A 25,765-nucleotide genomic window follows, 5' to 3' on the forward strand; every position below is an offset into this window, starting at 1 on the left:
GGGCGTCACACGTCTTCGACGCGGGCGCGGAATGTCATGTCGATGCGGCGCAGCCCGCCGCGCTCGCGCTTGGCCTCGGCGCGGCGAAAGCGCAGGCTCACCAGCCTTCCGCGGTCCAGAGAAAGGTCACCCTCATGCAGTAGGTCCGAGACCGCGCCCGCCACCGCCTTTGCCGCCGAGAACCCCGCCGCCTCGGTCACCACGGCAACGGTCAGATCGTGCCAGGCGCCCGCGACCGAGCCGTCTGAGGCATCACGCACCCGCTCGGCCCCGAGCGTCACGTAGAGCCCCGGCAGCGTGCCCGAGGGCGGCGCGTCGTAGATCGCGCTGCCCACCAGCCCGGTGAGCGTGGCATCGCCCCGCAGCGCGCCGTAGATGGCCGCCTGAAGCGCGCCGGAGACCGCATAGCTCATGATGCCACCTCTTCCTGCGCCTCGCAGGCGAGATAGCGTGCCGCGGGATCGCGCTCGCTGACCGAGAGTATGTCGAACACCCGCCCGCCGAGCCGGAAGCGCTGCCCCGGCAGCGGGCGGCTGGTGGCCCCCTCCGGTGCGCCGCGCACGGTGATGCGGTAGCGCCCGCGGGCCACCGGCCCCGCCTCGCCCATCACCTCGCGCCCCGAGCGCGGGGTCAGCTCGGCCCAGAGCGTGCCCAGCACCTGCCAGCCCGCGGTGAAACCGCCGGTGCCGTCGGGCACCTGCAGCGGCGCCTCGAGCACGAGGTTCTGCGTCAGCCGCACGCCCCTCATGCCGAGAACCCCAACCGCAGCGGGCGGTAGCGCGCGATCAGCGCGGTCACGCCGAAGGGCATGCAGCCCTGGCTCAGCGCGGTCTCGTCGCGGTACTCGTAGTAATGCGCGGCGAGCAGCAGCACCGCCTGCCCAAGATCGGGCGGCAGGTCGTCGAACCCCGCGCCGTAGCCGGCGGTGAAGCGCACCTCGGCAGAGCCCCCGGTCGGCACGTCGGGCAAGGCGCCGCGCTGCGGGCGCAGCACCGGGGCGAAGGCGTCGACCTCCAGCCGGTAGCGCTCGGGCGACACGTCCTGCGCCACGCCATAGCGGTCGACCAGCGTCAACTGCGAGACCGCCACCACGGGCGCCAGCGGAAACACCGCACCCTCGGCGTCGCGCCAGCCGTGATGCGTCCATAGGAAGCTCCTGACCAGCAGCGCCTTGCCGGTGCGCGCCTCGATGGCCGCCAGCGCCGCACGCAAGAACGAATGAAGAACATCGTCCTGCAGCCCGTCCTCCTCGAAGCCGCTGCCCATCCGCAGCTGCCGTTTCAGCGCCGCGACAGGCAGTGCCGCATCCGGCACCTGGGTTTCTTCGATCACCATCATCAGGTCTCTCCGCTTGTCCCTGCTGTAGCTGCCGCCGGGGGAATGAGGGCGACAGGCCCGCCGCCGCCCGCACCCCGTTCAGCTCATGGCGCAGCGCAGCAGCTTGATCGCCGCGAAATCGCTGACGTCGCCGCCGACGCGCTTGGTGGCGTAGAACAGCACGTGCGGCTTGGCGCTGTAGGGATCGCGCAGCACCCGCAGGTCGGGGCGTTCGGCGATGGTGTAGCCGGCGCCGAAGTCGCCGAAGGCGATGGGCGTGCTGTCGGCGGCGATGTCGGGCATGTCCTCGGCGATCAGCACCGGGTAGCCCATCAGTCGCGCCGGCTGGCCCGCCGCCAGCCCGTCCGACCACAGGTGCCGCCCGTCGGCGTCCTTGAGCTTGCGCAGCGCCCCGGCGGTCTTGGAGTTCATCACGAAGGCGCCCTTGGCCCGGTACTCGGCGCCCAGCGCGTACACGAGGTCGATGATCGCATCGCCGTCACCGACGGCCCCCGCAATGCCCGACGGGACGTATCCGATGTTGCCCCACTCCCAGATCTCGTTGTCGACCATGTCGTGGGACAGAATGCCCATCGGCTTGTCGATCCCGTCGCCGGTGAGGAAGGCCGCCGCCTCGGCGCGGGCGAAGCGGTCAGCGATACGTCCCGCCAGCCAGGCCTCGAGATCGAAGGCCACATCGTCCAGCAGCCGCTGCGAGGCCTTGGGCATGGCCGAGAGCTCGTGCAGCTTGATCTGGATGCGGTCGATTGTCGGCGTCTCGCTCTCGCCGGGATCGTTGACCTCGTCGGACCAGCCCGCGCCGGTGTCGCCCTGGTCCACCAGCACGTCGAAGGACGAGGCCTCCACCGTCACCACGGCGGCAATGGCGCGGATCGAGGCGGCGCTCTCGAGCACGGATTTCACCGTCTCCGAGGTTACCGGATCGACGAGGTAGCCACCATCGGCGGCCACGGCGGTGGAGAGCGCCTTGCCCTCCAGCACCAGCCCGCGCAGCCCGTCGTCATCGCCGCTGCGCAGGTAGGCCCCAAAGGCCTTGCGGTGCGGCGGCCCGGCGTCCGCCGTGGTGCCCAGCGCCGGGCGCGCCGCGGCAAGCGAAGTCTTTGTGTCCAGCATGGTCAGTCGCTCTTCGTGGTTGTCGAGTTTCGCGTGAAGGTCGGCCCGCATGGCCTTGATGTCCGCGGTCAGCCCCGCCATGGCGGCGCCCACCTGGCCGGCCGGGGACAGATCCTCCCCGGTCCGAGACGTCCTCTCGGGTCTGTTCATCAGCTCGGTCCCCTGTTGTGGCGCGCGTCAGTCGCCCGCCAGGTCACGGCGCGCGGCATCAAGGGCCAGCGCCAGCTCGCGCAGCGTGTCGCCGTCGGGGCTCTCGCCCTTGGCCGCCACCCGCGCACTGGGCAGCATCGGGAAGGTGACAAGCGACACCTCCCAGAGCTCCAGTTCCCGGAGGAGCCTGCGCCCCTCGCGATCCTTCACCGCCGTGACGGTGCGATATCCGATCGACAGACCATCGATGGCCCCGGCAGCAATCAGCGCCGCCGCCTCCCGGCCTTTCTCGACGGCCTCCAGAAGACGGCCCTTCACGTAGAGCCCGCGCCCGTCCTCGCGCACCTCCTCCCAGAAGCCGATGGGCCGGGCCGGGTCGTGCTGCCAGAGCAAGCGCACCGCCCGTCCCTCGGCGGCGAGCCGCTGCAACGAGGCAGCATAGGCGCCGGGCGCCACGACATCGCCGCCCTGATCGGCCCTTCCGAAGACCGAGGCATAGCCCTCGATCCGCATCCCCTCCGTGAGGGTGAGCCCCATGGCGCTCTCTGCGCCGGGCTGGCAGAACTTGTGTTCCAGTTCCATGGCAAGCTCCCTTGCGTAGAGCCCCTCTCAGGGCGTCATGGTGATCAGACCCTGCAGCGCCTGCGCCAGCAGACCCGCGGCAACCCCGTAGACCGCCAGCCAGAGACGTTTCTCCAGCCGCTCCAGCACCGCCTCCAGCCGCGCCAGCCGGTCCTCGAGCGCGGCGATCTGCAGGGCGCTCAGCCGCTCGTGCGCCTCCAGCCGCAGCGCCGGGGCGCAGGCGAAGGGCTCGTAGGGGAGGCCACGCTCATTCACCCCCGTCCTCCTCCTCGGCCAGCGGCGGCAGCCCCAGCATGCGCCGCTTTTCCGGCACGGTGAGAAAGGCCGCCTCGGAGACTCGCCGCCAGTGCGTCTCGCGCTCGGCAGACAGCGCCGGCACCTGGTCGAGGTCGGGCTTCAGCTCCACCTCCTCGCCGGTGAAGCCGGCCAGCCATCTGCCCAGCGCCGCGCTCACCCGCTGCGCCAGCGGCAGCACGGTCAGCCGGTAGAAGGCGCGGTTGGCCTCCTGGTAGTTGGCGTAAGTGGCATCCCCGGGGATCCCCAGCAGCATCGGCGGCACCCCGAAGGCGACGGCGATCTCGCGCGCCGCGGCCTCCTTGGTCTGCCGAAATTCCATGTCCGAGGGCGAGAACCCCATGGGCTTCCAGTCGAGCCCGCCTTCCAGCAGCATCGGTCGCCCGGCGTTGCGCGCCCCCTGGTGCTGGCTCTCAATCTCCGAGACCAGCCGCTCGTACTGGTCCTGCGCCATGGACCCCTGACCGTCGCCGCCCGTCCAGACAATCGCCCCCGAGGGCCGCGCGGCATTGTCCAAGAGCCCCTTGGACCAGCGCGACGCGCTGTTGTGCACATCCACCGCCTGCGCGGCGGGCTGCAGCGGCGAGAGCCCGTAGTGGTCGTCCTGCGGATGGAAGCTTTTGATATGGCAGATCGACGCCGGCCCCTCGCGCAGATCGAAACGATACGCCCGCCCGTCCACCTGATACTCATAGGCGATGGGCCAGCCATCCGGCCCCGGCACCGGCCGCATGCGCTCCGAGCGCAGCACATGGAGCTCGGCGGGCAGACCTGCGCCGCGCCCCACCGCCTCGAGATAGCCATCCCCCGAGAGCAGCAGCTGACCATAGAGCGCCTCCAGCAGCTCCGCCTTGCCCTGCACCGGGTTCGGCGCGGCGATGCGGCGCAGGATCGGATGCGCGCTGTAGCGCATCTCGGCATCCTGCAGCACCAGTGGCAGGGCAGCCGCGGCCTCGGCGATCAGCTTCACCGCGCGGAAGCCCACCGGGTTGCCGGTGAACCCCTGCCGGGTGAGCGAGCCGGTGTCGCGCGGCGACCAGGCCACGCGCCCCGAGGCCTGCACCGCGATCAACCGCCCCGCCGCCGAGGCCTTGGTCTCCGGCTGCGCTTCCGCCCCGCGTCGCCGCCGCAGAAAGTCGAACCCCATCTCGCGCTCCTTGCTGGTCTCCACCCCAAGGCCCGCATGGCCCCGGTTCGCGTTGAAGACCAAGCTACGCAGCATCCGTTAACCAAGCCCTCCCGCGCCGCGCGCTGCCCGGGCAACGGCCCCACCGGGAACACCGACCCGCCGCCGCGCTGTCCCTGGTCAAGCACCATGCGTATTTCGAAAGAGCAGAAGCGGGGAAGGCTGCGCCCCTTCTTATCTTGCGAAATACGCCGGGGCGTGAGGCCGCAGGCCGAGGGGGGCAGCGCCCCCCTTTCCCTGTTCACAGCCCGCGCACCCGGGGTCGCCGCCAGCCCTCTGCCGGTCCGGTGACCAACTCGGTCAGCGCCCAGACCAGCGCATCCACCCGGTCGGGCGAGCCCTGTCCCCGGAACCCCGATGCGGTCATCAGCCCCATCTGCTCCTCCAGCAGCTCGAACCGCCGCGCATGGGCGATACGCCCCTGCTCGTAGAGCGCCGCCACGGGCTCGGCGCGCAGCGCCTTGCCGCGCGTGGCGCTGACCTTGCGCAGCGGCACCGCGGGCGCCACCTGCCGCAGCACCGCCTCGACCATGGCGCCGCCCTGGTTGACCTCGGCGACGATGCGATCCGCCTGCCAGCGCTCAAAGGCCGCCACGGCGGCGCGGGCCCAGCCGGTCGGCCCGAGCCCCTGCACCGAGGCATCCTCGAGCACCACCGCCTGCCAGCCCTGCGGCGGCCCCTCGCAGCTCACGCCGCAGACGACGATGCCACAGGCGTCGGACCCGGCGCCATCCCCGGCGGGCGGGTCCACCGCGACGACGATGCGATCCATCCGCTCCGGCGCCGCCCGCAGCCGCGCGCGCTCCAGCACTTGTTGCGTCCAGAGCGTGCCGTCGACGTCGCAGACCATCTCGCCGTCAAGCTCCTGCCGGGCCAGCCGCGTCGCCCCGTAGCGCGCCCGCACCTCGTCGAGGAAACTGGCCGCGAGGTTGGCCCGGTTCGCCTCGGTCGGCGCCCGGCTCACCACGGTGCTCTCCATCTCCAGCAAGTCTTTCAGAACGCCGATATTGCGCGGCGTGGTGGTCACGCAGACCTGAGGATGCGCCCCCAACCGCAGCGCGAACTGCAACATGTCCCAGGTGTCCCGCGCCTTGCGCCATTTGCCCAGCTCGTCCGCCCAGGCGCCATCGAACTGCGGCCCGCGCAGCGCCTCTGGGTCATGCGCGGAGAAGACCATCGCTTCGGCCCCATTGGGCCACGTCAGACACCGCCGCGTCGCGCTCCAGTCCGGCCGCCGATCGGGCGGAGAGCAGGCGAGCAGCCCTGAGTCCCCGAACACCATCACCTCCCGCGCCTGGTCCAGCGTCTCGCCGACCAGCGCCACCCGCTTGCAGCGCCCCGGCGAGAGCGGCAGCGCGCCCTCCACCGAGGCACGCACCCATTCCGCCCCGGCCCGGGTCTTGCCCGCGCCGCGCCCGCCGAGGATCACCCAGGAGCGCCAGGCGCCCGCGGGTGGCAGCTGGTGCTCCAGCGCCCAGAACTCGAAGAGAAAGGGAAGCGCCAGGCGCTCCCCCTCCGACAGCTCATTCAGGAAACTCTCCTGCACCGCAGCACCGGCGGAGGCGAGCCATGCGGCAGCCGACCTCAACCCTTGCGCGCTCGAGATCGAGCGCCCAGTCTCCGGCAATTCCCTTCTGCTTGCGTCTGACATTCCTGATCTGTGCCTCCGTTTCATGGGCGACCTTCAGCCAGTAGCGCAGATCCGCCGCGGCCTTGCTGGTCTCCGGTTTGTCCAAGGTGCCGTCTTCGTCGAAGCGGTCGCGCAGGCGCCGCATGTCATTGCCGAGATGCCGCAGCATGTCGGCCAGCTGCTCCCGTTCCTCTTCGAGACGGGACAGCTCTTCTTCGAGATGAATGAGGATCATCGCTCGATACCTTTCTTGCCTGTGGAATCCTTGCCTCTGGACTCCTTGCCTGTGGGACTCTTGCCTGTAGGGAGTGCCTCGCAGGGGCCCGCGCCGGTCTCCGCCGGGGTCGTCGCGCCCTGCCGCTGCACGAGAAAGGCGGCCCATCGACGAGCCGCCAAACGAAAAAGCGGCCGCCGGGGGTATCCCCGGGGCCGCCTGCCCATCTCGTCCAGCATGCCAGAACCCTAGCGAAGAGCGTCCGCAAAGTCAAGATTACCGCACCGCGCGCTCAATTCTAAACGTTTGTTTATAAGCAATAATCCAAGATTGACGCACCGTCCGCCCCGCGCCGCGCAGAGCCTCTCTTGCCGCCCCGCCGGCGCTCTGGCACAACTCCTGCGTCCAAGTCTTTCGCGGAGCCCGCCATGCCGTCCCTGTCCCGTCGCATCACGTCCCTCAACGCCGGTGGCGGCGACGGCTGGGAGATCTTCTACAAGGCCCGCGCCCTGCGCGCCGCGGGCGTGCCAGTGACCGAGCTGACCATCGGCGAGCCCGACGAGCTCACCGATCCCGCAATCCTCGACGAGATGCACCGCGCCGCCACGGCGGGCCACACCGGCTATGCCATCGTGCCCGGCATCCCCGCGCTGCGCGACGCCATCGCCGCCCGGGTCAGCGCGCGTACCGGCGTGGCCACCACGCGCGACAACGTGCTGGTCACCCCCGGCGGGCAGTCGGCGCTCTTCGCCGCGCATATGGCCGCCTGCAACCCCGGCGATGCCGCGCTCATGGTCGAGCCGCATTACGTCACCTACCCCGGCACCATCCGCGCCGCCGGGGCGATCGCGCACAGCATCGAGACCCGCCCGGAGCACAGCTTCTTCCCCGATGCCGCCGAGGTCCGTCGCAAGGCGCGCGAGACCGGCGCCGCGGCGCTGCTGATCAATTCACCCAACAACCCCACCGGCGCGGTCTACCCTCGCGCCGTGCTGGAAGGGCTCGCCGAGGTTGCCCGCGACGAGGACTTCTGGGTGATCTCCGACGAGGTCTACGACACGCAGATCTGGGAGGGTGACCACATCAGCCCACGGGAGCTGCCGGGCATGGCCGAGCGCACCATGGTCATCGGCTCGCTGTCGAAGAGCCATGCGATGACCGGCAGCCGCATCGGCTGGCTGATCGCGCCCGAGCCCGCCATCGCCGCGCTGATCGACCTTGCGACCAACACCACCTACGGGGTGCCGGGCTACATCCAGGACGCGGCGCTGCACGCGCTCACCGCCGACGCCACGCTCGAGCCGCGCGTCGCCGAACCCTTCCGCCGCCGCCGCGCACTGGCGCAGGAGATCCTTGCCCGGCAGAGCATTGTCGGCCTCGTCCCGTCGGGCGGCGCCATGTACCTCTTCCTCGACATCCGCGCGACCGGCCTCTCGGGCATCGAATTCGCCGACGCGCTGCTCGACACCCACCGCATCGCCGTGATGCCGGGCGAGAGCTTCGGCCCCTCCGCCGCGGGCTTCCTGCGCGTCGCGCTGACCATCCCCGACGCCCGGTTCGCCGAGGCGCTGGCCACGCTCACCGGCTTCGCCGCGACGCTCTCCAAGGCCGCCTGAGGCGATGGCCGGCACCCGGGTTTCCAGCCTCCGCAACCTCGGGCCCGCCTTCGAGAGCGCCTGCAGCCGCGCGGGCATCGCCGATGCCGAGACCCTGCGCGCGCTCGGTGCCGACGAGACTTACCGCCGCCTGCTCGCCCATGGCACGAAGCCGCATTTCATCGGCTTCTACGTGTTGCACATGGCGTTGCAGGGACGCCCGTGGAACGACGTGCGCGGCAAGGAAAAGGACGCGCTCCGCGCCCGCTTCGATGCGCTGGTGGCCGAGCGGAAGAGCGCGGCGCCGCTCGACGGCATCGAGAAGATCCTCGACGAGATCGGCGTGATCGACCCGGCCCGGCGCCAGTCCCGGTAACGCAAAACTTCTCCGCTGAAACAGGACCCTGGGCCGCGCGCCTGCGGCACCATCGGAACCCTAAGCGCGGTCTCCGTGTTGGTCAGCCAACACATCATTCACCCTCGAAGGGAGACCGACATGGACCTGATCCGCATCATCTTCGCCATCCTCCTGCCGCCGCTCGGCGTGTTCCTGCAGGTGGGCCTCGGCAAGCATTTCTGGCTCAACATCCTGCTGACCATCCTCGGCTACATCCCGGGCATCGTGCACGCGGTCTGGATCATCGCCCGCACCGGCCCCAAGCAGCAGCACGTGTGATCGCCATGGCCGCGCAGCAGCGACACGCTCATCCGGATTTCCAGCGGCTCGACAGGATCGACCGCTGGGCGCGCCGCATGGACCGCGCCTACCGCATCCCCCTGACGCCGATCCGCTTTGGCTGGGACGCGGTGTTCGGCCTGGTCCCCGGCATCGGCGACACGCTGGCTCTGGCACCGGCGCTCTGGATCATGAAGGAGGCCCATGACATGGGCGCTCCGAAAACCCTGCTCGGCCAGATGGGCGCCAACCTCGCGACCGACTGGGTGGTGGGCCTGATCCCGCTGGTCGGCGACATCTTCGACATCGGCTACCGCGCCAACACCCGCAACGCCGGGCTGCTGCGGCGCTGGGTCGAAAGCCGCCACGCCGCCCCGGGCGTTGGCCCTGCGAGGCCCTACGGCATGGCGGCGTAGGACATCACACCTCAGCAAAGAAAAAAGGCGCCCCTCGGGGCGCCCTTTATACTGTCCGGGTGAGCGCTGAGCTCAGCCGACGAGCTCGAGGCCCGAGAAGAAGTAGGCGATCTCTTCCGCGGCGGTTTCCGGCGCGTCGGAACCGTGCACCGAGTTCTCGCCGACCGACTCGGCGAACTCTGCGCGGATGGTGCCCTCTGCGGCGTCTGCCGGGTTGGTGGCGCCCATCACTTCGCGGTTCTTGGCGATCGCGCCTTCCCCTTCGAGCACCTGCACGACGACCGGCTCGGACGCCATGAATTCGCACAGTTCGCCGTAGAACGGACGCTCTGCGTGCACCTTGTAGAACTCGCCGGCCTGCGCCGGGGTCAGCTGGATGCGCTTCTGCGCGACGATGCGCAGGCCAGCTTCTTCGAACTTAGCGTTGATCTTGCCGGTCAGGTTGCGGCGGGTTGCGTCGGGCTTGATGATCGACAGGGTGCGTTCGACGGCCATTTTGGTCTCTCCAATATCGCAAGACCGGGCGACGGCCCGGCCAGTATTCTCTGGCAGGGGCGTTACCATGGGGTTGAAGAATTGGGAAGACCCTGCGGCCCCTCGCTGCCTCATCCCTAGGCAAAAAAGGGGCGCTGCCCCTCTTGGCCTGCGGCCAATTCACCCCGGCGTATTTGTCAAAGAGAAGAAGCGGACGCCCTTCGGTCTTCTTCTCTTTGACAAATACGCCCGGCGCGACACGGCCGCCGCGAGACTCGTTCGGGCAAAGGCGCTATGCGTGCAAAGGGGGATGTTGCCCGCCCGCGGCCTCTGCTATGGGCAGCCTCATGCTGAGTATTCGAGACATCTCCTATTCCGTCGAAGGCCGCCCTCTGCTCGAGGAGGCCTCCGCCGTGATTCCCGCCGGCCACAAGGTTGGCCTCGTCGGTCCCAACGGCGCCGGCAAGACCACGCTCTTCCGGCTCATCCGCGGCGAGCTGACGCTCGACGGCGGCGAGATCGAACTGCCCGCCCGCGCCAAGATCGGCGGCGTGGCGCAGGAAGCCCCGGCCTCGGATGTCTCGCTGATCGAGACCGTGCTGGCCTGCGACCTCGAACGCGCCTCGCTGATGGCCGAGGCCGAGACCGCCACCGACGCGCACCGCATCGCCGACATCCAGACAAGGCTCGCCGATATCGACGCCTGGTCCGCCGAGGCGCGCGCCGCGACGATCCTCAAGGGCCTCGGCTTCGACGAGGCGGCGCAGCAGCGCCCCTGCTCGGACTTCTCCGGCGGCTGGCGGATGCGCGTCGCGCTGGCGGGGGTACTCTTTGCCGAGCCCGACCTGCTGCTGCTCGACGAGCCGACCAACTACCTCGATCTCGAGGGCGCGCTCTGGCTGGAGAGCTACCTGCAGAGCTACCCGCACACGGTGATCGTGATCTCCCACGACCGCGGCCTGCTGAACCGCGCGGTCGGGGCGATCCTGCACCTCGAAGAGCGCAAGCTGGTGCTCTACCAGGGCAATTACGACACCTTCGCCCGCACCCGCGCCGAGCGCCGTGCCGTGCTCGCGGCGGCGGCGAAGAAGCAGGACGAGCGCCGCGCCCACCTGCAGAGCTTCGTCGACCGCTTCCGCGCCAAGGCCTCCAAGGCCCGTCAGGCACAGGCCCGCGTCAAGATGCTGGAGAAGATGGAGCGGATCACCGCGCCCGAAGAGGCCGCCAAGAGGGTCTTCAGCTTCCCGCAGCCCGACGAGCTGTCGCCGCCGATCCTCGCGCTGGAGAACGCCTCGACCGGCTACGGCGACAAGGTGGTGCTGCGCAAGCTCTCGCTGCGCATCGACCAGGACGACCGCATCGCGCTGCTTGGCCGCAACGGCCAGGGCAAGTCGACGCTGTCGAAGCTCTTCGCCGGGCGGCTGGCGCTGATGGACGGCAAGATGACCTCCAGCTCGAAACTGCGCATCGGCTATTTCGCCCAGCACCAGGTCGACGAGCTGCACCTCGACGAGACGCCGCTGCAGCACCTGCAGCGCGAGCGCCCGGACAGCGCGCCCTCGAAGCTGCGCGCGCAGCTTGCGGGCTTCGGGCTCGGCGCCAACCAGGCAGAGACCGAGGTCGGCCGCCTGTCCGGCGGACAGAAGGCGCGGCTGTCGCTGCTGCTGGCGACGCTGGATGCGCCGCACATGCTGATCCTCGACGAGCCGACCAACCACCTCGACATCGAGAGCCGCGAGGCGCTGGTCGAGGCGCTGACCGCCTATTCCGGCGCGGTGATCCTCGTGTCGCACGACATGCACCTGCTCGGGCTGGTCGCCGACCGGCTGTGGCTGGTCAAGGACGGCACGGTGACCCCCTACGAGGAAGACCTCGAGGCCTACCGCAAGATGCTGCTGACGCAGGACAAGCCGGAAAAGCCCGGCAAGGCGGAAAAGGCCGAGAATGCCGCGCCGAAGCCCAAGCGCGCCAGCCGCGACGAGATCCTCGCGCTGCGATCCGAGGCCCGCAAGTGCGAGGCCCGCGTCGCCAAGATCGAGGAGATGCGCGACAAGCTCGCCACCAAGCTGGCCAACCCCGAGCTCTACGAGGACGGACGCGCCGGCGAGCTGGAGACCTGGAACCGCAAATACGCCGAGGTCATGGACGGGCTGCACCGCGCCGAGGCGCTGTGGGAAGCGGCGATGGAGAAGCTGGAGACAGCGGAAGCCGGCTGAGCCGCAAGGCTTTTCTGGACAGAATCCGCCGGAGCGCCTAGCCATACCGCATGGACATGGCCCTTCTCATCAGCGCCTTCGCCACGCTTTTCGTGGTGATCGACCCGATCGGGCTGACCCCGGTGTTCATCGCGCTGACCCAGGGCGCCGATGCGGCGCACCGGCGGGCGGTGGGAATCCGCGCCTGCCTCACCGCGCTGGCCATCCTCATGCTCTTCGCCTTCTTCGGCGAGGCGGTGCTGGGCTTCATCGGGATTTCCATGTCGGCCTTCCGTATCTCCGGCGGGCTGCTGCTGTTCATCACCGCGCTCGACATGCTCTTCGAGCGCCGCACCAAGCGGCGCGAGGACAAGGTCGAGGACGAGGTCATGCCGGACCCGTCGATCTTCCCCATCGCCATTCCGCTGATCGCCGGCCCCGGCGCGATCGCCACGATCATCCTGCTGGTCGGCCACTCCGGCGGCGCGCTGGAAACCGCGATGATCCTCGGCGTGCTGGTGGTCGTGCTGCTGATGACCCTTGCCTGTTTCTTCGTCGCCGGCCCCATCGAGCACGCTCTGGGGCACGTCGGGATCGTCGTGGTCACCCGGCTCTTCGGCATGCTGCTGGCAGCGCTGGCGGTGCAATTCGTCATCGACGGCATCCGCGGCATCGAGTGGTCCGGCGTCTTCGGCTGAACGTTCCGGGATACCGCGGCAGTTCGGATACCGCGCCAGACAGTGGCGGGATCGCGCCCGAGCCCCTACATTGCATTTGAAGCAAGGGGAGCGCGCATTTGTCTGAAATCGAGATCGGCCGGTTGGGCTACCTGGGCCTGCTGCTGACGGCGCTGGTGCTGTGGATGTTCGTGCAGCACCGCGGACGGCTGGTGCAGAAGCTGCAGCAGCTTGCGGCCTGGGGGCTGATCTTCCTCGCGGTGCTTGCCGCCATCGGGCTCTGGGACGACATCCGCCACACCGTCACGCCGCAGCAGTCGGTCTTTGCCGATCAAGGCCGCGTCGAGCTGCCGCGCGCGCCGGACGGGCATTACTACCTGACCCTGCAGATCAACGGCACGCCGGTGGATTTCGTTGTCGACACCGGCGCCAGCGGCATGGTGCTGACCCGCGAGGACGCCCGGCGCATCGGCATCGATCCCGCCGAACTGGCGTTCCACTCCAGCGCCCGCACCGCCAATGGCGCGGTGCAAACGGCGCCGGTGCGGCTCGACACCGTCACACTGGGACGCTTCGAAGACCGCAACCTCCCCGCATACGTGAACGGCGGCGAGATGGACAAGTCGCTGCTCGGCATGACCTACCTGCAGCGGTTCGACCGGCTCGAGATCTCGGGCGGCCGGATGGTGCTGGAACGAGGCTGAGCCTCAGACCTCGATCTTCAGCCGCTCGCGGTCGACCACCGCGATGACCCCGCGCCGCAGCTCGATCACCCCGTCACGGCGCAGATCGCCCAGCAGCTTGTTGATGGTCTGCCGCGAACAGCCCACCATCGAGGCGAGGTAGGACTGGCTCAGCCGTGCCTCGCGATGCTTCTCGGTGGTGAACTGGTAGAGATACATCCGCAGGCGCTCTTCGACCGAGAAGAACTGTGCGATGGCCCGCAGCTCGTTGTCGCGGGTCAGCCGGGTCTGCATGATCGCCGCGGAGTTGCGCAGCAGCAATGCCGGCGGAATATGCTTGAGCAGCAGCTCGGACGAGGCCGCCAGAACCACCGCGTCGGGCAGCGTCCGGCAACTCGAGGAGCACGTGGTGCCAGACAGCCCCTCGACCTCCCCGAGGACCTCGCCCGGTCCGGCGACGTGAAGCACCGCGGCATTGCCTTGCTTGTCGAGGTAGATCACCTCCACCCGGCCCCTGAGAATCAAGTACATGACCGCCGTCGTTTCGCCCTGCCGCAGGATGTCGGTGGGCGCCTCGATGCGCTGCAGGGTGCAATCTGCGAGGAAATCTTGCTTCTGCTCGAGGCTGAGGCCGTTGAGCAGCGGGCAATCGAGCAATGGCCCGTATTCGATGGGAGTGGTCATGAAAATAGTCCGCTAAACGCTTCGTCGGGTGACGCAGGGGAATTAGCTGTAAACCCTTTGACAGTACAAGGGGAATCGACCCCGCAGGCGGGGATCCCCCACGGTGCTGAAGGGTAGCGTTTGCGCGGTGCCGGCCCGGAGCGTTTTCGCGGTGTCAGGCCGGAGCGTCTGCTCGATGCGCCGGGCGATGCGCCGGAGCGAGAAATGACCATTCCCGCGCACGTCCTGCCGCGCCAGATTCGGAGCGAACTCCGTTTCGCAGCGCGGGTGCCGGACGGCGCCGAAATGGCCGTTACTCGTATACCCTCACCCTCTCGCGGGAGGTCCCGCGCGAGACACGGCCAAATCTCGTGAAAAACGTCGAGTCGGTCAGACGTGCAGGTACCGTGTAGGAGATTTTCCGCCGATGTGTGTAAGTCAAACGACACTGATTTCATTATTTTTAATATTTTTTCTGGTTCTTTTTGTCAGATTCATGAGGATCAAAAACCTGCCTCGCCAGAAGCAGAATGGGCGGAAATCCGCGCAGCTGTCAAACGCGATCACCCATAACGCGAGTTACGATGTGCTTGGTGCGCGCGTAGAGTGACGAAATCGCGACACATCCGGGCGCAGGCAGCCTCAGGACTCCGCCTTCTTCTCCCAGCGACCGCTTTCTTCGGACCAGTATTGCGCGGTCACCCCGGCGCCGGTCAGCGCCCGCCACTGCCCGCGCGCCACCTCCAACGCCTGCGGGTCCATGCCGTCGAAAAGGATGCAGACCCGCTCCATCGCGCCGACCTCCTCGGGCGCGACCTGCGCGCCGTCGACCGACATCAGGCAGGAGGCGCCGTTGGGCGCCTCTGCATGCTCGGTCAGCAGCACCGGCTGCTGCGCGTCATGCGGCCCGCCGGCACGGCCATGCGGCAGGAAACCGTCGTCCCGGCCGAGCCAGAGCCGCTCGTCGAGCCAGTCCAGCCGCCGGGGATCACCGCCGCGCACCGCGACGCGCCAGCCCGCGGCCAGCGATTTCTCCAGCAGCATCGACAGGGTCTCTTCGACCGGCCGCTGCGTGAGATGATAGAACATCGCGACACCCATGCGCGTCAGCCTCCGGTCTGCTCTTGCAAAGAAGCGCCGCTGCCCCGTGCGCCCCGCGGGCCGCGGGCCACCGGGGCCCGCGCATCGCGGCCGGGCAAATGCACCTCGAAACCGGCAAGACCGGTCAGAACGGCGGGCATCCCCTCGGGGTCACGATGGCGCAGGGCGGCAGCGATCACGGCTCAGTCGTCCTTGGTCTCGAAGCGGTCGCGGATCATCCGGTCGAGCGACAGCACGCCCCAACCCGTGGCCCCGGCGGGCGCCAGTGCGGTCGCGGACTTCACCTTGGCGACACCCGCGATGTCGAGGTGGATCCACGGCACATCATCGCGCACGAAGCGCTTGAGGAACTGCGCCGCGGTGATCGACCCCGCAGGCCGCCCGCCGATGTTCTTCATGTCCGCCAGCGGCGATTTCAGCATGTCGTCGTAGGCCTGCGCCAGCGGCATGCGCCAGGCGCCCTCGCCCTCGGTCTTCGCGGCCTTGAGGAAGTCCTCGGCAAAGCCCTCCTCGTTGGCGTAGACCGCCGCGTTCTCGTGGCCGAGCGCGACGATGCAGGCGCCGGTGAGCGTGGCCAGATCGACCATCGCGGCGGGCTTCACGTGCTCCTGCGCGTACCACAGCACGTCGCACAGCACGAGCCGCCCCTCGGCGTCGGTGTTGAGGATCTCGATCGTGTCGCCCTTCATCGATTTTACGATGTCGCCGGGGCGCATCGCGGTGCCCGAGGGCATGTTCTCGACGAGGCCCACCAGCCCGACCACATGCGCCGGCGCCTTGCGCAGCGCCAGCGCCTTCATCACGCCGGCGACGGTGCCCGCGCCGCCCATGTCCATGGTCATGTCTTCCATGCCCGGCCCCGGCTTCAGCGAGATGCCACCGGTGTCGAAGACCACGCCCTTGCCGACCAGCGCCAGCGGATCGCCCTCGGCGCCCTTCCAGCGCATGACCACCATTTTCGACGGCGCAGCGGATCCCTGCCCCACGGCCAGCAGCGCGTTCATGCCAAGCTCGGCCATGCGGTCCTCTTCGAGCACCTCGACCTCGACACCCAGCTCGGTCAGCGCCTGCAGACGCGCGGCGAACTCCTCGGTGGTCAGCACGTTGGCCGGCTCGCTCACCAGGTCGCGGGTGAAGGCGACGCCCTCGGCCACCGCCAGCAGCGAGGCCGCGGCCTTGCCGGTCTCCTCGGGCTTGGCGCACATGACCAAGGCCGCCTCGGGCGCCTCGGCGCTCTCCGACTTGTGATTGACCACCGCATAGCCGCGCAGCGCCAGCGCCAGCGCCATCTGCGGCAGCCGCGCGGTGCCCTCGCCGATCAGGGTCAGCGCCTTGCCGCCAACCGCCGAGGCCAGCGCCGCGCCCGCCTTGCGCGCCTCCGCCACGGCCGGACGGCGCTCGAGCTTCACCACGTCCAGCGCCTCGGCGGCGAGCCCGGCGGGATAGGCCAGCGAGATCACCTCGCCCTGCTTGGCCTTTTCCCAGCGCTCCGCCTCGAGCAGGCGGGCCACCGCGCCCTTGGTCAAGCGGTTCAGGCGCCGCGCCGCGGGGCTCATCCGGCCCTCGGCGTTGACCAGCAGGGCGATCCTGCCCGGCCGCTCCGCCAGCCCGTCGAGGTCCACCGCCAAAAATTCGAATGTGCGCAGCTTGGTCATCCGCCAGCCTTCCCTGTTGTCTGTCGTTCTTGTGTTCGGTCCACGAGTCCTAGTTCCCCGCAATCGGCTTGACCAGAGGCACCTTTTCCCGCGATGAGCGATCGTCTAGGGTCGTCGCCAACGGAAAGCCGGGGGAAGTGAAGTGCAGAGATTCGACAGATACATGCTGTCGCAGCTCATGGTCCTGTTCGGGTTCTTCTCGCTGGTACTGGTGATGGTCTACTGGGTGAACCGCGCGGTGAACCTGTTCGGCGAACTGATCGCCGACGGCCATTCGGGCGGCATCTTCATCGAGTTCACCCTGCTCAGCCTGCCGGCGGTGATCGCCATCGTGCTGCCCATCGCCGCCTTTGCCGCCTCGGTCTACGTGATCAACCGTTCGAGCAACGATTCGGAGCTGACCGTGGTGCAGGCCACGGGCTACTCGCCCTGGCGGCTGGCCCGCCCGGTGCTGGTCTTCGGGCTGATCATCGGCGCGATGATGGCGGTGCTGGCGCATGTGCTGGTGCCGCTCTCGCACGGCCAGCTGCGCGAGCGGGAGGCGGAGATCTCCGGCTCGGTCTCGGCCCGGCTGCTGCACGAGGGCACCTTCCTGCACCCGGCCCGCGGCGTGACCTTCTACATCCGCGAGATCTCGCCGCAGGGCGAGCTGCGCGACGTCTTCCTGTCGGACCGGCGGCTCAATGACCGCGAGGTGATCTACACCGCCCGCACCGCCTATATCGTGCGCGGCGAGTCCGGCGCGACGATGCTGACCATGGTCGAGGGCACCGCCCAGACCCTGCGCCGCTCGGACCGCGCGCTCTCGACCACCACCTTCGAAGACCTGACCTACGACATCTCGAGCCTGATCACCCCCGACCGGCGCCCCGGCCGCCGCGCCCGGCAGATCGGCACCTTCGAGCTGCTGACCGACACCGAGGCCGTCGCCGAGGAGGTCAACGACTCGGTCGGCGAGGTTCTGGAAGAGGCGCACATGCGCTTCGAGCAACCGCTGCTCTGCGTCGTCGCCGCGCTGATCGGCTACGCGGCGCTGATGACCGGCAGTTTCTCGCGCTTCGGGGTGACCCGGCAGATCATCGGGGCGATCTTCCTGCTGGTGCTGATCAAGATCATCGAAAGCTCGGTCTCGACGCCGGTGCGGAGCAATGGCGCGCTCTGGCCGCTGATCTACCTGCCCAGCCTCACCGGCTTCGCGATCACCGGCGTCATGCTATGGCAGGCGTCGCGGATGCGCCGCCCGGGCCGCGCCGCCCGCAAATCCCCCGCTTCCGGAGCCGCGGCATGATCCTGCATTTCTACTTCGCCCGGCGCTTCCTGAAGTTCTTCTTCGCCATCGCCACGATCTTCGCGCTGTTCTTCTTCCTGGTGGATCTCGTCGAACAGCTGCGCAAGTTCGGTGAGGACGTCAGCTTCGGGCAGGTGCTGCACATGACGCTGCTGAACCTGCCCGGCGGCACCTATTCGATCCTGCCGCTGGTGACGATCCTCGCGGCCATCTCCATGTGCGTCTCGCTGGCGCGCAGCTCCGAGCTGGTGGTCAGCCGCGCCGCGGGCCGCTCGGGGCTGGCGGCGCTGATGGGGCCGGTGGGCGTGGCGGTGATCATCGCCGGGCTGGCCGTGGGCATGCTGAACCCGATCGTCGCCGCCACCTCGAAGCGGGCGGCGGACCTCGAACAGGAATGGGACAGCGACGGCGGGTCGGTGCTGTCGATCGGCGCCGAGGGCCTGTGGCTGCGGCAGGGCACCGACGGCGCACAGACGGTGATCCGCGCCAGCCGCACCAACCCCGACGCCAGCGTGCTCTACGACGTCAGCTTCGTCGCCTACGCCGCCGGCGGCGGCCCCGAGCGCCGCATCGTCGCCGAACGCGCCGAGCTCGAGGCCGGCGACTGGGTGCTGAGCAACGCCAAGGTCTGGCCGCTCGACGACACGCCCAACCCCGAACAGGCGGCGGAGAGCTTCGAAGAGATGCGCCTGCCTTCGAACCTCACGCAGGACGGCATCCGCGACCGCTTCGGCGAGCCCTCGGCGATCGCCATCTGGGAGCTGCCCGCCTTCATCCGCGGGCTGGAAGAGGCCGGCTTCTCGGCCCGGCGCCACATCGTCTGGCTGCAGTCCGAACTGGCGCAGCCGATCTTCCTGGTGGCGATGGTCCTGGTCGCGGCGGGCTTCACCATGCGCCCGGCACGGCTGGCCAACACCGGGCTTTCGGTGCTGGCGGCGGTGATGCTCGGCTTCGGACTTTACTACGTGCGGAACTTCGCGCAGATCCTCGGCGAAAACGGGCAACTCAACCCGATGCTCGCCGCATGGGTTCCGCCGCTCGCCGCGCTGCTGCTGGCCCTCGGGCTGGTGCTCCAGATGGAGGAAGGATGACTCCCAAGACCCGCCTGCTCGCGGCGGCGCTGGCCCTGAGCCTGCCGCTCGCCGCCGGGCTGCCGCAGCCGCTGCACGCCCAGACGAGCCCGCGCACCACCCCCGAAGAGGAAGATGCCCCGGCCATTCTCGTCGCCGACGAGGTCTATGTCGAAGACGGCAACCGCCTGATCGCACAAGGCAATGTCGAGGCTCTGCAGGATGGCACACGGCTCGCTGCCAGCCGGATCGTCTACGACCAGCAAGCCGGCACCCTGCAGATCGAGGGACCGGTGCGGATCACCGATCCCTCGGGCACCCTGCTGCTCGCCGACAGCGCCGAGCTGCAGGAGGGGCTGCGCGACGGCATCCTGTCGGGCGCGCGCATCGTCATGGAAGAGCAGCTGCAGCTCGCCGCCGTCGAGGCACGCCGGGCCGAGGGGCGCTTTACCCAGCTCAGCCGCGTCGCGGTCAGCTCCTGCCAGGTCTGCGGCCCCGACGAGGTTCCGCTCTGGTCGATCCGCGCCGACCGCGTGGTGCACGACCAGGAGGCGCAGCAGATCTATTTCGAGGGCGCGCAGTTTCGCGTGCTCGACGTGCCGATCCTCTGGGTGCCGAGCCTGCGCCTGCCGGACCCCACGCTGGAGCGCACCCGCGGTTTCCTGATCCCGACCTTCCGCAGCTCGACGCTGCTCGGCTTCGGGATCAAGCTGCCCTATTTCATTCCCATCGGCGACCACCAGGACGTCACGCTCACGCCCTACTCCTCGCCGGTGACCAAGACGCTCGAGGCGCGCTATCGCCGCGCCTTCGCCAATGGCGACGTCGAGGTCAACGGCGCGCTGACCCGCGACACGCTGACCAGCGACGAGACCCGCGGCTACCTCTTCGCCGAGGGCAACTTCGGGTTGCGCAACGAGTTCCAGCTCGACTTCGACCTCAAGATGGTCAGCGACGAGGCCTATCTCAACGATTACGACTACGACGACCTCGACCGTCTCGACAGCACGATCGAGCTGTCGCGGGCGCGCGCGGACGACCTGCTGCGGCTCGGCCTGGCGCACTACCAGTCGCTGCGCGCGTCGGAAAAGGACGCGCTGCTGCCGTCCTGGATCGTCGATGCCTCCTACGAGAAGCGCTTCTTCCCGACCCGCGTCGGCGGCGAGCTGCGGCTCGGCACCGAGCTGCACGGGCACTACCGCACCTCCTCGGATGACATCGAGGGCCGCGACGTCGCCCGGCTCACCGCCGAGGCGAGCTGGCGCCGGCGCTGGACGCTGGACGGCGGGCTGCGCTTCGGGCTGACCACGCAGCTCTGGTTCGACCGCTACGCCTACCGCCAGGACAGCACCTCGGAAAGCGATGTGTCACGCGCCATGGGCGGCACCGCGCTCGAGCTGCGCTGGCCGCTGGTCCGGCACGCCGCCGACGGCGGGCACACGCTGCTCGAGCCGGTCATGCAGTACGGCATCGTCGGCGGCACGCGGGTCAATATCGTCGCCGACGAGAGCACCCGCGTCGAGTTCGACGAGGCCAACCTGCTGTCGCTCTCGCGCTTCCCCGCCGCCGACCGCCGCGAGCACGGCCAGACCTTCGCCACCGGCGTGCGCTGGCTGCACGAGGCGCCCGACGGCTGGCGCGCGGGCATGACCCTGGGCCGGGTCTGGCAGGACGAGGTCGACGAGGACTTCAGCAAGTCCTCCGGCCTCGACAGCACGATGTCGGACTGGCTGGTCGCCGCCGGCTTCAGCAACGACACCGGGCTGACCATCTCGGCGCGCGGGCTGATGGACGGCATCAGCGACCTCAGCAAGGCCGAGGCGCGCGTCGACTGGTCCAACGACCGCATCGATCTCGGCGCCTCCTACCTGCTGCTGGTGCAGGACGCGGTCGAGGAGCGCGACGAAACCCAGTCCGAGTGGTCGCTCGAGGGCAGCTACCGTTTCGCCACCAATTGGACCACCTCGGCGGAATGGCGCTACGACCTTGCCGATCAACGCCTTGACCGCGCGGGCATGGGCCTGCAATACCGCAATGAATGCGTCCAGGTCGACTTCTCGGTGACGCGCAAATACGCGTCCTCGACCAACCTGGAACCGTCCACCGATTTCGGCCTCTCCGTGGCGCTGACTGGCTTCGGCACCGCGGAAAGCGCCAAGGAGTACCGACGCCAATGCAAGTGATCCCCGCCCGTTTCCTCCGCTCCGTCATCTGCGCGGCCGGCCTGGCGTTCGCCCCCCTCGCGCTCTCCGCGCAGGGGCTGTTCTCGCCCGCGATCCTCGTCGACGAGATGGTGATCACCAACTACGAGATCCAGCAGCGTGCGCGGATGATCGAGGTGCTGAATTCCGGCGGCGACCCCGCCAACCTCGCCCGCGAGCAGCTGGTCGACGACCGGCTGCGGCTGCAGGCGGCGCAGGACGCCGGCATCGAGCCCACCGAGGAGGAAATCCGCGACGGCATGGCCGAGTTCGCGCAGCGCGGCAACCTCAGCCTCGAGCAGTTCCTCGGCGTGCTGGCGCAGAACGGCGTCGAGGAGCAGACCTTCCGCGACTTCGTCCGCGCCGGTTTCGCCTGGCGGCAACTGGTGCAGGCGCGCTTCCAGTCCCGGATCAACGTCAGCGACGAAGAGGTCGACCGCGCCCTCTCGGGCACCGGCACCGGCTCGAACGTGCGGGTGCTGCTGTCGGAGATCATCATCCCGATCCGTCCCGGCACCGAGGCGCAGGTGCAGAGCCTCGCCGAGCGCATCTCGAAATACCGCTCCACCGCCGAGTTCTCCTCTGCCGCGCGCGAGTATTCCGCCACCGCCACCCGTGGCGAGGGCGGCCGCCTTCCCTGGCAGGATATCTCCGACCTGCCACCGGTGCTGCGCCCGCTGGTGATCGGCCTCTCGCCGGGCGAGGTCACCGCGCCGATCCCGATCCAGGGCGCCGTGGCGCTGTTCCAGATGCGCCAGGTCGAGGAGTCGGGCTATTCCGCTCCCGAGATCGCCTCGGTCGACTACGCCACCTACTACATGGCCGGGGGCCGCAGCGCCGAGACCCTCGCCAAGGCCCGCGTGCTGGCCAGCAAGGTCGACCGCTGCGACGATCTCTACGCCTTTGCCAAGGGTCAGCCCGCCGAGGTGCTGCAGCGCCAGTCGATGCCGCCCGCAGACCTTCCGACCGACGTGGCCTACGAGCTGTCGAAGCTCGACCCGGGCGAGGTCTCGACCGCGCTCACCCGCTCGAACGGCCAGACCCTGATGTTCCTCATGCTGTGCAGCCGCACCCCGGAAGTCACCGCCGACGCCGACCGCCAGCAGGTGTCCATCGGGCTGCGCAACCAGCGGCTCAACCAGATGGCCGAGGCCTACCTGTCGCAGCTCCGCGCCAACGCCTACATCGTCGAGAAATGAGCCCGGCGCTGCCCGTCGCGCTCTCCTGCGGCGAGCCCTCGGGCATCGGCCCGGAGCTGGCCGAGGCCTGCTGGACCGTGCTTGGCGCGGCGCTGCCGTTCTTCTGGATCGGCGCGCCGCAGCACCTGCCCGGCACCGTGCCGCACGTGCTGATCGAACGCCCCGCCGAGGCCGCCGCAGCCGCCACCCGCGGCCTGCCGGTGCTGCCGCTGGAAATCCCCGGCCCGCGCGTGCCGGGCGTGCCGCAACCGGCACAGGCGGCGGGCGTGGTGGCCTCGATCGAGCGCGGCGTGCAGCTTTGCCAGTCCGGCGAGGCGGCAGCGCTCTGCACCCTGCCGATCTCCAAGAAGGCGCTGGCCGAGGGCTGCGGTTTCGCCTTCCCCGGTCACACCGAGTTCCTCGCCCATCTCGGCGGCGTGCCCGAGGTCGTGATGATGCTCGCCTGCCCCGAGCTGAAGGTGGTGCCCGCCACCATCCACATCGCCCTCGAAGACGTGCCGCAGACGCTGACCGCCGAGCTGCTCGAGGCCCGGCTGCGCATCACCCATGACGCCATGGCGGGCTTCGGCATCCCCCGGCCGCGCATCGCGGTCGCGGGCCTCAACCCGCACGCCGGCGAAGGCGGTCGCATGGGGCGGCAGGAGATCGAGATGATCTCGCCCCTGCTCGAACGGCTGCGCGGCGAGGGCATGGATCTGCTCGGCCCGCTGCCCGCCGACACGATGTTCCACGCCGCCGCCCGCGCCCGCTACGACGTCGCGGTCTGCATGTATCACGACCAGGCGCTGATCCCGGTGAAGACGCTGGGCTTCGACGAGGGCGTCAACGTCACCCTCGGCCTGCCCTTCGTGCGCAGCTCGCCCGATCACGGCACCGCCTTCGACATCGCGGGCAAGGGGCTGGCGAATCCCTCCTCGACGCTGGCGGCGCTGCGCATGGCCGCCGAGCTTTCGGCTGGCGCGGCGACGGCGTAAGGGTATAGAGGGGGCTCTGCCCCGCGCCCGTGCCCTGCGGGCGCACTGCAACACCCCAACGCCCCATTGCCCCAATACCGCGGCGAAACTGGAGAACCATGAAGAAATGAGCGGGATCGACGGCCTTCCTCCGCTGCGCGAGGTGATCGCGACGCATCAGCTCAGCGCCAAGAAGTCGCTGGGCCAGAACTTCCTGCTGGATCTCAACCTGACCGCCAAGATCGCGCGGGCGGCCGGAGACCTGTCGAACATGGACGTGCTCGAGGTCGGCCCCGGCCCCGGCGGCCTGACCCGCGGGCTGCTCGCCGAGGGCGCGCGGAAGGTGCTGGCGGTGGAGAAGGACGAACGCTGCCTGCCCGCGCTCGACGAGATCGCGCGGCATTACGAGGGCCGGCTCGAGGTGATCAACGGCGACGCGCTGCAGGTCGACCCGCTCGAGAAGCTGACCCCGCCGATCGCGATCTGCGCCAACCTGCCCTACAACGTCGGCACCGAGCTGCTGGTGCGCTGGCTGACGCCGACCGACTGGCCGCCCTTCTGGTCGACGCTGACGCTGATGTTCCAGCGCGAGGTCGCCGAGCGCATCGTCGCGCAGCCGGGGTCCAAGGCCTACGGGCGGCTCGCCCTGCTGGCGCAATGGCGCTGCGAGGCGCGCATCGTGATCAGCCTGCCGCCCTCCGCCTTCACCCCGCCGCCGAAAGTCTCCTCGGCGGTGGTGCATCTGAAAGCCCTTCCCGAGCCGCGCTACCCGGCAGACGCGAAGACGCTGGAGCGGGTGGTCGCCATGGCCTTCAACCAGCGCCGCAAGATGCTGCGCGCCGCGCTCAAGGGGCTGGCGCCGGACATCGAGGACAAGCTTCTGGCGGCGGGCATCGCGCCCACCGAACGCGCCGAGCAGGTCTCGCTCGAGCAATTCTGCGCCCTGGCACGGGTGCTGAAGGGCTGAGGCATCAAGCCGCCCGGCATCAAGGCGAAGCCGCCGGGCAATCGGTCGTCCAGCGTGGCGCCATCGGGCCAGGCCCGATGGACGAAGCCATCCTCGCGGGCTGACGCTTTGTCATTGTAGCGCAAAGCTCGCAGGGCACCCTGATTTGGCCCGCATAAAGTGCAAACCTCAACTTTCGCAGCGCCATTCCACGGGCTGGCGCGCGCCCGGCTTGCCGTCGCAATGACCCAAAACGAAAAAGGCCGGGCTTCACGCCCAGCCTTTCCTGTTTCTGGCAGAAAGGCTCAGTTGCCCTGCGCCCGCTCCGCCTCGATCTTGCGCCATTCGGCGACGTTGCGGTTGTGCTCGTTCAGCGTTTCCGCGAAGGCGTGACCGCCCGAGCCGTCCGCCACGAAGTAGAGATACTCCGACTGCGCCGGGTTCAGCGCCGCCTCGATGCTGGCGCGGCCCGGGTTGGCGATCGGGGTCGGCGGCAGCCCGTCGATGACGTAGGTGTTGTACGGCGTCTCGCGGCGCAGCTCGGACTGGCGCAGACCGCGGCCCAGCACACCCTCGCCGTTGGTCAGCCCGTAGATCACCGTCGGGTCCGTCTGCAGGCGCATGCCGCGCTCGAGACGGTTGACGAAGACCGAGGCCACCATCGGGCGCTCGTCCGAGACACCGGTTTCCTTCTCGACGATGGAGGCCATGATCAGCGCCTCCTCGGGGCTGTCATAGGGCACGCCCTCGGCGCGGTTGGACCAGGCCTGCGCGAGGATCGCCTCCTGCGCCTCGGTCATCCGCGCGACCAGATCCTCGCGGCTGTCGCCGGGGCTGATCTCGTAGCTGTCGGGCGCCAGCGAGCCCTCGGCGGGCCGCTCGGCGACCTCGCCCTCGAGCACGTCGATCTGGCCCAGTTCCTCGATCACCTTCCAGCTCGTCACCCCCTCGGCCAGCGCCACGCGGAAACGCGTGCCGACCTCGGACTTGATCGCCTCGTAGCCCTCGGGGCGCGGCTCGTCGCTGGCCGGATCGAACTCGATGCGCTCGACGTAGCGCCCGGTTTCGGGATCGAGCTCGCGTACCTGCACCTCGGCGCTGTTGACGCCGATGCGGTAGACCACCTCGGTCCCGCAGGTCGAGGCGCCGCCCTTGGTGACGATCTCGGTGATGTCCGACATCGAGGCATGCTCCGGCACGAGGTAGGAGCCCGCCTTCAGCTCGGTGGTCTTGTCGGTGTAATCCGCGCCGAGGCGGAACAGCATGTCCGAGCTGACCGCCCCCTGCTCGGCGAGGTCACGCGAGACGCGGCCGAAGTTCGAGCCGCGCTGCACCTGCAGGCAGATGGGCTGCGCCAGAGGCCCTTCCGCGCTGTACTCGTTCTGAGCCCAGAGCAGGAAGCCCCCGGCGAGGAAGACGAGCACGACCAGGAAGGTCATCGCGTTGGAGGCGATGTTGCGCCACAT

The 25,765-nt window shown here is 69.3% G+C and carries 27 protein-coding genes; 13 read left to right on the top strand and 14 right to left on the bottom strand.

All coding sequences use genetic code 11. From position 1 onward, the window contains the following. Nucleotides 1–5: 5 nt before the first annotated feature. The 9 genes from LC039_RS03595 to LC039_RS03635 form a co-directional block, all read right to left on the bottom strand. Nucleotides 6–413 (bottom strand): DUF3168 domain-containing protein, encoded by a 408-nt coding sequence (locus LC039_RS03595; protein WP_226621681.1) that lies wholly within the window; start codon nt 411–413, stop codon nt 6–8. After that, the gene (locus LC039_RS03600; RefSeq protein ID WP_226621682.1) at nt 410–748 is read right to left on the bottom strand and encodes a head-tail adaptor protein; all 339 of its coding nucleotides are present in this window, start codon (nt 746–748) and stop codon (nt 410–412) included. The genes LC039_RS03595 and LC039_RS03600 overlap by 4 nt, the downstream gene beginning before the upstream one ends. Further along, a complete protein-coding gene (locus tag LC039_RS03605) occupies nt 745–1,338 on the bottom strand; it encodes a head-tail connector protein (protein ID WP_226621683.1) in 594 nt (197 codons plus the stop codon). Before LC039_RS03605 ends, LC039_RS03600 begins: the two co-directional genes overlap by 4 nt. Nucleotides 1,339–1,416: 78 nt before the next feature. Next, complete coding sequence (locus LC039_RS03610) at nt 1,417–2,601, bottom strand: phage major capsid protein (protein WP_226621684.1); 1,185 nt, start codon at nt 2,599–2,601, stop codon at nt 1,417–1,419. A 27-nt stretch (nt 2,602–2,628) separates the two neighbouring features. After that, nucleotides 2,629–3,183, bottom strand: a complete 555-nt coding sequence (locus LC039_RS03615; RefSeq protein ID WP_226621685.1) for an HK97 family phage prohead protease — start codon at nt 3,181–3,183, stop codon at nt 2,629–2,631. Between the two features lie 27 nt (nt 3,184–3,210). Beyond that, a complete protein-coding gene (locus tag LC039_RS03620) occupies nt 3,211–3,438 on the bottom strand; it encodes a GTA head formation protein, RCAP_rcc01685 family (protein ID WP_226621686.1) in 228 nt (75 codons plus the stop codon). Beyond that, complete coding sequence (locus tag LC039_RS03625; RefSeq protein WP_226621785.1) at nt 3,431–4,624, bottom strand: phage portal protein; 1,194 nt, start codon at nt 4,622–4,624, stop codon at nt 3,431–3,433. Before LC039_RS03625 ends, LC039_RS03620 begins: the two co-directional genes overlap by 8 nt. A gap of 280 nt (nt 4,625–4,904) precedes the next feature. Beyond that, entirely contained in the window at nt 4,905–6,209 is a 1,305-nt protein-coding gene (locus LC039_RS03630) for a DNA-packaging protein (protein WP_226621687.1), read from the bottom strand. Then, entirely contained in the window at nt 6,187–6,528 is a 342-nt protein-coding gene (locus LC039_RS03635) for a hypothetical protein (protein ID WP_226621688.1), read from the bottom strand. The genes LC039_RS03630 and LC039_RS03635 overlap by 23 nt, the downstream gene beginning before the upstream one ends. Before the next feature lie 407 nt (nt 6,529–6,935). Here LC039_RS03635 and LC039_RS03640 point away from each other — a divergent pair, with 407 nt between their 5' ends. The 4 genes from LC039_RS03640 to LC039_RS03655 all read left to right on the top strand — a co-directional run bounded on the left by LC039_RS03640 (nt 6,936) and on the right by LC039_RS03655 (nt 9,194). Then, nucleotides 6,936–8,123: a pyridoxal phosphate-dependent aminotransferase gene (locus LC039_RS03640; protein WP_226621689.1), complete on the top strand. Its 1,188-nt coding sequence runs from the start codon at nt 6,936–6,938 to the stop codon at nt 8,121–8,123. A 4-nt stretch (nt 8,124–8,127) separates the two neighbouring features. After that, nucleotides 8,128–8,478: a TfoX/Sxy family DNA transformation protein gene (locus LC039_RS03645; RefSeq protein WP_226621690.1), complete on the top strand. Its 351-nt coding sequence runs from the start codon at nt 8,128–8,130 to the stop codon at nt 8,476–8,478. Nucleotides 8,479–8,598: 120 nt separating this feature from the next. Further along, complete coding sequence (locus LC039_RS03650) at nt 8,599–8,778, top strand: YqaE/Pmp3 family membrane protein (protein WP_226621691.1); 180 nt, start codon at nt 8,599–8,601, stop codon at nt 8,776–8,778. Between the two features lie 5 nt (nt 8,779–8,783). After that, the gene (locus tag LC039_RS03655; protein ID WP_226621786.1) at nt 8,784–9,194 is read left to right on the top strand and encodes a DUF4112 domain-containing protein; all 411 of its coding nucleotides are present in this window, start codon (nt 8,784–8,786) and stop codon (nt 9,192–9,194) included. A 72-nt stretch (nt 9,195–9,266) separates the two neighbouring features. On the opposite strand, the gene ndk is transcribed toward LC039_RS03655, so the two are convergent. Further along, complete coding sequence (gene ndk, locus LC039_RS03660; RefSeq protein WP_066106256.1) at nt 9,267–9,689, bottom strand: nucleoside-diphosphate kinase; 423 nt, start codon at nt 9,687–9,689, stop codon at nt 9,267–9,269. A 326-nt stretch (nt 9,690–10,015) separates the two neighbouring features. Between ndk and LC039_RS03665 the strand changes: the two genes are divergently transcribed. The 3 genes from LC039_RS03665 (at nt 10,016) to LC039_RS03675 (ending at nt 13,244) form a co-directional block, all read left to right on the top strand. Beyond that, complete coding sequence (locus LC039_RS03665) at nt 10,016–11,884, top strand: ABC-F family ATP-binding cassette domain-containing protein (protein WP_226621692.1); 1,869 nt, start codon at nt 10,016–10,018, stop codon at nt 11,882–11,884. Between the two features lie 50 nt (nt 11,885–11,934). Continuing rightward, nucleotides 11,935–12,561 (top strand): MarC family protein, encoded by a 627-nt coding sequence (locus LC039_RS03670; RefSeq protein WP_226621693.1) that lies wholly within the window; start codon nt 11,935–11,937, stop codon nt 12,559–12,561. A gap of 98 nt (nt 12,562–12,659) precedes the next feature. Next, nucleotides 12,660–13,244, top strand: coding sequence for a TIGR02281 family clan AA aspartic protease (locus LC039_RS03675; RefSeq protein ID WP_226621694.1), 585 nt, complete (start codon nt 12,660–12,662; stop codon nt 13,242–13,244). A gap of 3 nt (nt 13,245–13,247) precedes the next feature. Here LC039_RS03675 and LC039_RS03680 read toward each other — a convergent pair whose 3' ends face one another. The 3 genes from LC039_RS03680 to LC039_RS03690 all read right to left on the bottom strand — a co-directional run bounded on the left by LC039_RS03680 (nt 13,248) and on the right by LC039_RS03690 (nt 16,642). Beyond that, nucleotides 13,248–13,907, bottom strand: coding sequence for a Crp/Fnr family transcriptional regulator (locus tag LC039_RS03680; protein ID WP_226621695.1), 660 nt, complete (start codon nt 13,905–13,907; stop codon nt 13,248–13,250). 621 nt (nt 13,908–14,528) lie between these two features. Further along, nucleotides 14,529–14,987, bottom strand: a complete 459-nt coding sequence (locus LC039_RS03685; RefSeq protein ID WP_226621696.1) for a DNA polymerase III subunit chi — start codon at nt 14,985–14,987, stop codon at nt 14,529–14,531. A gap of 182 nt (nt 14,988–15,169) precedes the next feature. Further along, a complete protein-coding gene (locus LC039_RS03690; RefSeq protein ID WP_226621697.1) occupies nt 15,170–16,642 on the bottom strand; it encodes a leucyl aminopeptidase in 1,473 nt (490 codons plus the stop codon). Nucleotides 16,643–16,805: 163 nt separating this feature from the next. On the opposite strand from LC039_RS03690, the gene lptF reads away from it, so the two are divergent. From lptF to rsmA, 6 genes are all read left to right on the top strand, one after another. Then, nucleotides 16,806–17,930 (top strand): LPS export ABC transporter permease LptF, encoded by a 1,125-nt coding sequence (gene lptF, locus LC039_RS03695; RefSeq protein WP_226621698.1) that lies wholly within the window; start codon nt 16,806–16,808, stop codon nt 17,928–17,930. Further along, nucleotides 17,927–19,021 (top strand): LPS export ABC transporter permease LptG, encoded by a 1,095-nt coding sequence (lptG, locus tag LC039_RS03700; RefSeq protein ID WP_226621699.1) that lies wholly within the window; start codon nt 17,927–17,929, stop codon nt 19,019–19,021. The genes lptF and lptG overlap by 4 nt, the downstream gene beginning before the upstream one ends. Next, the gene (locus LC039_RS03705) at nt 19,018–21,183 is read left to right on the top strand and encodes an LPS-assembly protein LptD (protein ID WP_226621700.1); all 2,166 of its coding nucleotides are present in this window, start codon (nt 19,018–19,020) and stop codon (nt 21,181–21,183) included. Before lptG ends, LC039_RS03705 begins: the two co-directional genes overlap by 4 nt. Further along, nucleotides 21,174–22,400, top strand: a complete 1,227-nt coding sequence (locus LC039_RS03710) for a peptidylprolyl isomerase (protein WP_226621701.1) — start codon at nt 21,174–21,176, stop codon at nt 22,398–22,400. Before LC039_RS03705 ends, LC039_RS03710 begins: the two co-directional genes overlap by 10 nt. Further along, nucleotides 22,397–23,374: a 4-hydroxythreonine-4-phosphate dehydrogenase PdxA gene (gene pdxA, locus LC039_RS03715; RefSeq protein WP_226621702.1), complete on the top strand. Its 978-nt coding sequence runs from the start codon at nt 22,397–22,399 to the stop codon at nt 23,372–23,374. The genes LC039_RS03710 and pdxA overlap by 4 nt, the downstream gene beginning before the upstream one ends. A 106-nt stretch (nt 23,375–23,480) precedes the next feature. Further along, the gene (rsmA, locus tag LC039_RS03720) at nt 23,481–24,320 is read left to right on the top strand and encodes a 16S rRNA (adenine(1518)-N(6)/adenine(1519)-N(6))-dimethyltransferase RsmA (RefSeq protein ID WP_226621703.1); all 840 of its coding nucleotides are present in this window, start codon (nt 23,481–23,483) and stop codon (nt 24,318–24,320) included. A 284-nt stretch (nt 24,321–24,604) separates the two neighbouring features. Here rsmA and mltG read toward each other — a convergent pair whose 3' ends face one another. Continuing rightward, a complete protein-coding gene (mltG, locus tag LC039_RS03725) occupies nt 24,605–25,765 on the bottom strand; it encodes an endolytic transglycosylase MltG (RefSeq protein ID WP_226621704.1) in 1,161 nt (386 codons plus the stop codon).

This window comes from Alloyangia pacifica (assembly GCF_020524285.1).
Lineage (GTDB): Bacteria > Pseudomonadota > Alphaproteobacteria > Rhodobacterales > Rhodobacteraceae > Salipiger > Salipiger pacificus_B.

Excerpts from the sequence above, each read along its gene's own strand:
- LC039_RS03605 (WP_226621683.1), bottom strand. The coding sequence starts at position 1,338 with ATGATGGTGATCGAAGAAACCCAGGTGCCGGATGCGGCACTGCCTGTC.
- lptG (WP_226621699.1), top strand. The coding sequence starts at position 17,927 with ATGATCCTGCATTTCTACTTCGCCCGGCGCTTCCTGAAGTTCTTCTTC.
- LC039_RS03680 (WP_226621695.1), bottom strand. The coding sequence starts at position 13,907 with ATGACCACTCCCATCGAATACGGGCCATTGCTCGATTGCCCGCTGCTC.
- LC039_RS03665 (WP_226621692.1), top strand. The coding sequence starts at position 10,016 with ATGCTGAGTATTCGAGACATCTCCTATTCCGTCGAAGGCCGCCCTCTG.
- LC039_RS03595 (WP_226621681.1), bottom strand. The coding sequence starts at position 413 with ATGAGCTATGCGGTCTCCGGCGCGCTTCAGGCGGCCATCTACGGCGCG.
- mltG (WP_226621704.1), bottom strand. The coding sequence starts at position 25,765 with ATGTGGCGCAACATCGCCTCCAACGCGATGACCTTCCTGGTCGTGCTC.
- LC039_RS03670 (WP_226621693.1), top strand. The coding sequence starts at position 11,935 with ATGGACATGGCCCTTCTCATCAGCGCCTTCGCCACGCTTTTCGTGGTG.
- LC039_RS03600 (WP_226621682.1), bottom strand. The coding sequence starts at position 748 with ATGAGGGGCGTGCGGCTGACGCAGAACCTCGTGCTCGAGGCGCCGCTG.
- lptF (WP_226621698.1), top strand. The coding sequence starts at position 16,806 with ATGCTGTCGCAGCTCATGGTCCTGTTCGGGTTCTTCTCGCTGGTACTG.
- LC039_RS03705 (WP_226621700.1), top strand. The coding sequence starts at position 19,018 with ATGACTCCCAAGACCCGCCTGCTCGCGGCGGCGCTGGCCCTGAGCCTG.
- LC039_RS03640 (WP_226621689.1), top strand. The coding sequence starts at position 6,936 with ATGCCGTCCCTGTCCCGTCGCATCACGTCCCTCAACGCCGGTGGCGGC.
- LC039_RS03615 (WP_226621685.1), bottom strand. The coding sequence starts at position 3,183 with ATGGAACTGGAACACAAGTTCTGCCAGCCCGGCGCAGAGAGCGCCATG.
- LC039_RS03690 (WP_226621697.1), bottom strand. The coding sequence starts at position 16,642 with ATGACCAAGCTGCGCACATTCGAATTTTTGGCGGTGGACCTCGACGGG.
- LC039_RS03635 (WP_226621688.1), bottom strand. The coding sequence starts at position 6,528 with ATGATCCTCATTCATCTCGAAGAAGAGCTGTCCCGTCTCGAAGAGGAA.
- LC039_RS03685 (WP_226621696.1), bottom strand. The coding sequence starts at position 14,987 with ATGGGTGTCGCGATGTTCTATCATCTCACGCAGCGGCCGGTCGAAGAG.
- pdxA (WP_226621702.1), top strand. The coding sequence starts at position 22,397 with ATGAGCCCGGCGCTGCCCGTCGCGCTCTCCTGCGGCGAGCCCTCGGGC.
- LC039_RS03710 (WP_226621701.1), top strand. The coding sequence starts at position 21,174 with ATGCAAGTGATCCCCGCCCGTTTCCTCCGCTCCGTCATCTGCGCGGCC.
- LC039_RS03655 (WP_226621786.1), top strand. The coding sequence starts at position 8,784 with ATGGCCGCGCAGCAGCGACACGCTCATCCGGATTTCCAGCGGCTCGAC.
- LC039_RS03645 (WP_226621690.1), top strand. The coding sequence starts at position 8,128 with ATGGCCGGCACCCGGGTTTCCAGCCTCCGCAACCTCGGGCCCGCCTTC.
- rsmA (WP_226621703.1), top strand. The coding sequence starts at position 23,481 with ATGAGCGGGATCGACGGCCTTCCTCCGCTGCGCGAGGTGATCGCGACG.
- LC039_RS03650 (WP_226621691.1), top strand. The coding sequence starts at position 8,599 with ATGGACCTGATCCGCATCATCTTCGCCATCCTCCTGCCGCCGCTCGGC.
- LC039_RS03625 (WP_226621785.1), bottom strand. The coding sequence starts at position 4,624 with ATGGGGTTCGACTTTCTGCGGCGGCGACGCGGGGCGGAAGCGCAGCCG.
- LC039_RS03610 (WP_226621684.1), bottom strand. The coding sequence starts at position 2,601 with ATGAACAGACCCGAGAGGACGTCTCGGACCGGGGAGGATCTGTCCCCG.
- ndk (WP_066106256.1), bottom strand. The coding sequence starts at position 9,689 with ATGGCCGTCGAACGCACCCTGTCGATCATCAAGCCCGACGCAACCCGC.